This window comes from Embleya sp. NPDC059213, assembly GCF_042754445.1.
Lineage (GTDB): Bacteria > Actinomycetota > Actinomycetes > Streptomycetales > Streptomycetaceae > Embleya.
In genome coordinates this window covers 1-6702 of the sequence record NZ_JBHZAV010000313.1, presented here as the reverse complement: position 1 = coordinate 6702, position 6702 = coordinate 1, and the positions used below count along the sequence as shown (strand labels likewise).

The 6702-nt window shown below is 71.5% G+C and carries 8 protein-coding genes and 1 pseudogene; 2 read left to right on the top strand and 7 right to left on the bottom strand.

Going from position 1 to position 6702, the window contains the following annotated elements:
- Positions 1-382 precede the first annotated feature (382 nt).
- On the top strand, positions 383-1600 hold the full coding sequence (locus ACFXMF_RS45980) for an ROK family protein (protein WP_379988234.1): 1218 nt from the start codon (positions 383-385) through the stop codon (positions 1598-1600).
- A gap of 164 nt (positions 1601-1764) precedes the next feature.
- On the opposite strand, the gene ACFXMF_RS45975 is transcribed toward ACFXMF_RS45980, so the two are convergent.
- From ACFXMF_RS45975 to ACFXMF_RS45950, 6 genes and pseudogenes are all read right to left on the bottom strand, one after another.
- Positions 1765-2025, bottom strand: a complete 261-nt coding sequence (locus ACFXMF_RS45975) for a flavin reductase family protein (RefSeq protein WP_380018124.1) — start codon at positions 2023-2025, stop codon at positions 1765-1767.
- Between the two features lie 121 nt (positions 2026-2146).
- Entirely contained in the window at positions 2147-2413 is a 267-nt protein-coding gene (locus tag ACFXMF_RS45970; RefSeq protein WP_379992614.1) for a DUF2848 family protein, read from the bottom strand.
- A gap of 32 nt (positions 2414-2445) precedes the next feature.
- Entirely contained in the window at positions 2446-3282 is an 837-nt protein-coding gene (locus tag ACFXMF_RS45965) for a carbon-nitrogen family hydrolase (RefSeq protein ID WP_360313490.1), read from the bottom strand.
- The gene (locus tag ACFXMF_RS45960; RefSeq protein ID WP_379992609.1) at positions 3279-3761 is read right to left on the bottom strand and encodes an SDR family NAD(P)-dependent oxidoreductase; all 483 of its coding nucleotides are present in this window, start codon (positions 3759-3761) and stop codon (positions 3279-3281) included. The genes ACFXMF_RS45965 and ACFXMF_RS45960 overlap by 4 nt, the downstream gene beginning before the upstream one ends.
- Before the next feature lie 78 nt (positions 3762-3839).
- Entirely contained in the window at positions 3840-4736 is an 897-nt protein-coding gene (locus ACFXMF_RS45955; RefSeq protein WP_379992610.1) for an endo alpha-1,4 polygalactosaminidase, read from the bottom strand.
- Positions 4737-5073: 337 nt separating this feature from the next.
- Positions 5074-5322 (bottom strand): annotated as a pseudogene (locus ACFXMF_RS45950) (NAD(P)H-binding protein); the annotation flags it as partial.
- Positions 5323-5327: 5 nt separating this feature from the next.
- Between ACFXMF_RS45950 and ACFXMF_RS45945 the strand changes: the two are divergent.
- Positions 5328-5714 (top strand): LysR substrate-binding domain-containing protein, encoded by a 387-nt coding sequence (locus ACFXMF_RS45945; protein ID WP_379992611.1) that lies wholly within the window; start codon positions 5328-5330, stop codon positions 5712-5714.
- A 523-nt stretch (positions 5715-6237) separates the two neighbouring features.
- Here the strand turns inward: ACFXMF_RS45945 and ACFXMF_RS45940 are convergent.
- A partial coding sequence (locus ACFXMF_RS45940; protein ID WP_380021243.1) for a 2Fe-2S iron-sulfur cluster-binding protein occupies positions 6238-6702 on the bottom strand: 465 nt, incomplete at its 5' end.

Sequence of the window (6702 nt, the reverse complement as noted above, 5' to 3'; positions counted from 1 at the left end):
CCGGTCTTCCGCTACCGGTTCGACCTGCCCGCCACCGTGGGCGGCGTCGACGCACCATTCGCGCATGGCGACGGCGATCCGTCCCCAGGTGCGATCCTGCGATCGACGGACGGCGCGGCGCGCTCGCTGGCGCAGGCATGGATCGAGTTCGCGCACACCGGCGATCCCAACCGCCCCGGCGCGTCGCCGTGGCCGCCGTATGACGTGGATCGGCGCACGACCATGGTGTTCGGCCGACACCGCGCCGGACCCGGCCCGAAGGCACCCGGCCATGCGTGGTCGGCGGCATCCGAGGCAACCGTCCCACCCGCGTCGGGCTCGGCTCCGCACGGACGGCTCTGCTTGGCTTGACGCACCGGGGCGGGCCCACAAACATGACCGCATGACGGCGCACCGAGGCGGCCCACAGGCGGCCATGCGGGCCGCGAACCTGCGGCGCCTCCTGGCTTGTCTGGAGCGTGGTCCGCTCTCCCAGGTCGAGTTGGCCCAGGCCGCCGGACTGTCCGAGGCGACGGTATCCAACCTGGTCCGGCTCCTCCTCGCGGAGCGGCGGGTGGTTCTGGCACCGGGCGTGCGCAACGGGCGGCGGACCAAGGTGGTTCGGCTCGGTGGTCACCGCTCGGCGTGGGTGCTCGGCCTGGATCTGGGCAGGTCCTCGATCCGGGTCGGCGTGATGTCGCCGACCGACGAGGTGTGGCAGATCGAGGGCCCCATCCCACCGTCGTGTCCGTATTCGGACGCGTTGGCCGTCGCCGGGCGGCTGTTCGAACGGCTGCTGGTGGAGCGCGAACTCACCCGAGCCGATCTGGTTTCGGCGGTCGTCTCCGTCCCCGGCCTGGTCCGCTCCGCACAGCACCGGGCGGCCCACGGGTTGATCTCGCAGGGATTCCATCAGTTCGCGGGCTGGGGCAGCGTCCCACTGTCCCACGACCTGTCCGAGGTGCTGGACTTCCCGGTCCGGGTCGAGAACGACGCGAATCTCGCCGCGCTTGCCGAGCATCGCCTGGGGGCGGCCCGCGGCAGCGGCGACTTCATGTACGTACTGGCCGAGGCGGGTATCGGCGGCGCGCTGGTTCTGGACGGACGGGTGTACCGGGGAGCCACGGGCGTGGCCGGGGAGTTCGGCCACACGCTCGTCGATCCCGACGGCGTCGCGTGCTGGTGCGGATCGCACGGTTGCCTGGAGACCCTGGTCAACGAGGAGGCGTTGGTGGCTCGACTGCGTGCCGCGAACCCCGCGCCGACCGATCTGGCGGGCGTGGTGCGGGGCGCGCTGTCGGGGGAAGCCGCACACCGAGCGGCCGTACACGCCGCGGGGCGGGCGATCGGGACGGTCGTGGTCGGGGTCACCACGCCGCTGGATCTCGATCTGGTGGTCGTCGGCGGTCGGCTGGCCGGCGCGGGCAACCTCCTCCTGGACGGGGTACGGGCCCGGCTGACCGAGTTCGTGAACGTGATGCGCCCCTACACGATCGAGGTCGCCCGGTCCGGTCTCGGTCCCGACGGCCCGTTGCGCGGCGCGCTGTCGGTCGCCCGGGAGCGGCACGTTTCCGGCGCACTCGCCGGCCCGGACGACCTTGCGCCCGCCCGGCGCCGGTAGCGAACGACGACTCGTGGGCCGGGTTCGAACCGTGCCTTCGGCCTCTGTCGGGTCGTGCCGGAAGCCTCGGTGGCCGGCGAGAGATCGCCACCGAGGCTTCCGGTCACGCGCGGGATCGGGCTTTGGTCAGGGCCGCGCCGCAGCGCCGTGCGGGCGGTGCCCGCTCAGAAGTACCAGCCGACGGGTTCGTGGCCGCGGTCGACAATGTCGCTGAATCGGCCGCCGAGGAAGCCGAGGGGCTCCCCCGCTCGTTCGCACACGTCGAGCACCCGTGCGATCACCACGACGTGGTCGCCGCCCGTGAAGTGGCGCTCCACATCGCACTCCGGATGCGCGAACGCGTCGGGAATGACCGGCACCCGGTGCCGTCCGCTGACCACGTCCAAGCCGGCGAAGTGGTCCTCGCCCCGACGCGCGAAGCGCAGCGCGAGGTGTTCCTGGCGAGCGGACAGGATGTTTCGAGTTTGAACAGTTTCACCCGCTCCTCGGCCGGGGCGTTCGGGCTTCGGATCTAGCGGTCGATGTCGGCGCGCGTCTCGGGGTTGATCATGTCCGCGACGCTGGACGGGAGTTGGAGCACCCCACCACCGGGTCGGCGGGCCGGCGCAGGACCGAGAGCGGTCCTTCCTGGTAGAGCCGCCCGTCCACCCAGGAGCGGGCGACGAGCGACTCCCAGTCGACCCCGGCCAGGTCGGGGCCGAGTTCGACAACGGCGGCGCCGACCGGCTTGGGGCAGGCGGCTTCATCCCCGGCGGTGTAGCCGGCGACGATCAGGCGGGGCTGGGATATCTCCAACTGCTCTCGCGTGCCCACGACTTCCAGTCGCAGGCTAAGCGTGCGGACGCTCACTTGGGCAGTTCCTCCGTGTCGGGTTCGATCCAACGGGCCGCGGCAGGGAACACGCCGGACGGACGACGGTCGGCCAACACCGGGAACTCGGCCCGGACCTCGTCCACGACCGCCGGGTCGACATCGCAGAACGTCACGCCCTCGTCGGTCCCGGCCTCGACGAGCACATCGCCCCATGGGCCGACCACGCGGCTGTGTCCGGCAAGTTCGACGCCGTCGGCCTGGACCCCGACCGCATTGCAGGCGATCAGCAGGATCTGCTCCTCGACGGCCCGGCAGGTGGTGAACAGTCGCCAGTGCTCGCGGCGGGCGGCGGGCCACGCGGCGGGGACGACGACCGATTGCGCGCCGAGGTCCACCAGGTCGCGCCACATCTCCGGGAACCGCAGGTCGTAACAGGTGGTCGCGCCGAAGCGGCCGAACTCGGTGTCCACGACGTCCAGCCGCTCACCCGGCGTCAGCAACTCCGCCTCCCGCGAGGCGTATCCGAAGACGTGGATCTTGCGGTAGGTATGGCGAATCACGCCGTCCGGGGAGAGCAGGATCGCCGTGTTGAACAGTCGTCCCTCCCGGTCGCGTTCGACGATGCTGCCGAGGTGCACGTGGGCGTTCAACGCGCGGGCCCAGGCGCGGCCGGCGCTCACGGTGGCACCGCTCAACGATTCGGCCCGGTCGGCGTAGGCGTCGAACGCGAAGTAGCCGGCGGCCCACAACTCGGGCAGCACGACCAGATCGGCGCCGCGCGCGTCGGCCACCATGCGCCCCACCCGTGCCCTGCGCGCATCGGGCGCCTCGTCCGCCCCACTGGCCACCTGGACCAGGGCGATCCTCACGACTGCCCCACCACGGACGGAGCGCCGGCGACGCCGGACCAGTGCGCGGGCGCGGGCAGGTGCAGCGCGACCAGCGTGCTGGACAGGTGGGTCGCCAGCGACTCCCCCACCCGGTCGGCGTCGCCGGTGCGCAGCGCGGCCACGATGGCGGCGTGCTCGGTCAGGACCGTACGGGTCCGCGTCGCCACGTTCGCCACGGCACACAGGTCGCGGCGCAGGGGGGTCAGTCGGTTGCGGAGCAGGGCCTGTTCACGGTCGACCACGCCCAGTTCGGCCGCCACCGCGTCGAGACACCATCGGGCGTGGTGGAGGTCGGTGACGTCCGGTCTCCGTACTGCCACTTCGACGCCCCGGTCGGCGGCCTCGGCGCGCAGACGGTCGGCCTTGGCGGTGTCCCGCATCGTCGGCACGACGCGGATGCCCTCGGCGGCCAGGCCGATTGCGGTGTGCAGGCCGATGCCGCTGGATGTCTCCGTCACGAGTGCGGCTTCGTTGCCCATCGTGGACTCGTGTCCGACTTGGCTTCGTCTCGGGTCGTTTCGTTGGCGGTGATGGGTTCAGCAGGTTCGGCGTGCGTACTTGCCGTTCGGCGGGGCGCTGACGTCGTGGTCGCGGCGGACGATCGAGATGCGGGAGGCGAAGGACTTGCAGGCGGAGGCGAATCCGGCGTCGTCGTACTCGACGTCGACGACCCGGTTGCCGTACGCCGAGGCGTACTGGTCGCACTCGTCGGTCGCGCCGCACTGCTCGGCGACGGCGAAGTCGAATCCGATCGCCTGGTGCCGGTCGAGCAGTTCGGTGGCGTTCTTCTGGCCGATGGCCAAGCCGTCGCGGTGGGCACGTTGGGCCAACAGGGAGGCGAAGGCGATATTGTCCGCCGGTTTGAGCAGCCCGCCGGAACGGCCGTAGGAATCGAGGTTGTCGGGTTCGACCGCCTGGAACCCCTTGGCCGCGCAGCCGTCGATCCAGGGGTATTCGACCTGGGCGAGTCTGTCCCGCTTGGCGTCGGTGGACACGTCCAGCAGGGGCTCGTGCCAGTCCTTGTCGAGGACCAGGGCGCCGGAGGAGTCGCGGAGCAGCAGGTCGGGGTGGTTGCTCTGCCACCAGGCGGTGCTGCCGGGCTGGGCCTGGAAGGCGTTGATGTAACAGATGTTGTACAGGCCGGCCGCCGGGTCCGCGCCGCTGTCGCGTGAGACGATGCGCACGCCCGCGGCCGGTTGGTAGGCGCCGCCGATTTGGTAGTCCCATTGCGCGCCGATCGGCGGGAGGACCGGTTCGGCACCGCCGGCCGGAGGTTGTGCGGTCGGTGCGGCGGTGCCGGGGGTGGTGGGGGTGGGGCCCTGGGCGGTCGGGGTGTTGTCCTCGTCCTCGTCCGAGCCCGATGAGGAGCATGCCGCCGTCAGGAGGAGGGTCAGGGCAAGAGCCACGATCCGGGTGGCTGCGGTTGTGCGCATGGGAGTTCCAGCGTGTCTGTGGGTACGTCCCCGCCTCGGACACCGATGGGTCCTGGCGACTGGGTCCGGGCTTGCGGCCGCGCCGTCCTACCGGATGGGTGTACCTCTGGCGTCGGGGTGCAACGCGCTTTTACGCTACACCAATCGAATTGCCGGCCGGCCGGTTGCGGCGCGAGCGGTGCTCAGCGGCCGTCGAACAGGGCGACGGTGTCCGTGCCGGCGAAGCCGGGTGTTTCCGCTTCCGCGACCATGAGGGCGGCGATCCCGGCGCGTGGCGCCATCGGCGGGATCCTTCGAGGCTTGAATTCCGCGGCGCGTACGAGTCGCGGGCGCTCACGACGACGTCGGCACCCTCGACGGCGGTGGCGACACTGCCGGCGTCGGTCGCGTCGGCCCGGACCACTCGCAGGTTCGCGGCGGCGGGCGTCTCGATCTGTTCGGGCCGGCGGGCCAGGCCATGACGTCGTGCCCGCGTTCCAACGCGTGTGCGAGGACAAGGCGGCCGGTCTGTCCGGTGGAGCCGAGTACTGCGATCTTCATGTTGACCTCCGGTGGTGCCGGGAGGGGGAACAGGGTTGCGCGGCACGGTGGTTGGCGGTCCCAGGCGGCGGCTCGGTACGGTTCGGCGAGGACGGCGACGGCGACGGCCTGGGCGTGCGGGGCGGGAGCGGAAGCCAGGAAGCCGCCGCCCCCGCCAACGACACGGCGCTACAGTTCGTCCGCCGGCCGGCCCTCGTCGCGGCCGTTCCGCGAATCGTCGGCGGTCCCGCGCTGGACGACCCGGGTCTGCGCGGCCTGCCCCTGCCGCCGCCGCTGACCACGCCCGCCGTCCCGATCCATCTCGCGTGGCACCAGCGCTACGACAACGACCCGGCCCACGCCTGGCTGCGCGCAGAGGTCCGCAGCGCCCCGCACCATGCCTGCAACCCGGACGACGACGCCGCGTCGGGACCGGCGGGTGGCCCGATCCCGGACTGAACGAGACCGGCCGCCCCCGGTGGCCCCGCCGGCCGAAGTCACCTACGCCGTCCGCCGGTTACCGGGTCGCCGCCGTCGACGTAGTACGCCTGCGGAAAGCGCTCGCGCGGCTGCCGCTGACCGGGTCGCGGACGGCCGGATCGTCCTCGGTCGACGTCGGCCCGTGGCTGCGGCCCAACGAATCGGTGGACACGGACGCCGCGCTCGAGTGGGCCCTGTCCGACGGGCGCCCCGGCTTGGGCGAACGCGCCGCCGCCACCCGCCCCGCCGCCGCGCAGGAGCCGGAGGAGCCGGCCGGGTCCGCCGAGTCGGAGCTGCCGGCGGCGGGCCCTGCGTCGCCTCGCGGGGGTGCGGGGATCCGGGGCCGACGGAACGGTTCGGGCCCTCGTTCCAGTTCTTGGCTCAGGCTCGGATTTCGGCTTCGAGGGCCCTTGGACGTTCCTGTATGCGCGGCGGCGGATCATCTGGTCGGTGCGGCGATTCGATCGTTGTCGACTCAGCCTTCCTACTGGCTGATTCGAAATCAGATGTCGAGGACGATCCGTTTGGTGCAGGCGCGCGAGACGCAGATCATGATGTACTCGCCGCTTTCTTTCTCCTCTTCCGTGAGAACGTGATCGCGGTGATCGGGCTTGCCCTCCACCACGAGCGTCTCGCAAGCTCCGCATATCCCTTCGGAGCAGGAGCTCAGCGTGTTCACGCCGGCGTCGTCGAGTGCCTTGAGGATGCTCCCGTCGGCGGGCACGGTCACCGTGATACCGCTGCGCTTGGCCAGGACCTCGAACGGTACGTCGCCGGCCACGGGCACGGCGGGCGGAGCCGAGAAGCGTTCCAGGTGGAGCGCGCCCTGCGGCCAGGAGGAGGCTCGCTCCACGACGGGGGGGGGGGGCGAGCCCCGGCCCCCGGTGTTTATGTTTGTCTTATAAAAAAAATAAGCGGGCGCCGACGACAGCAGGGTAGATATAGGGTGTGGGCGGGTGATTAAAAA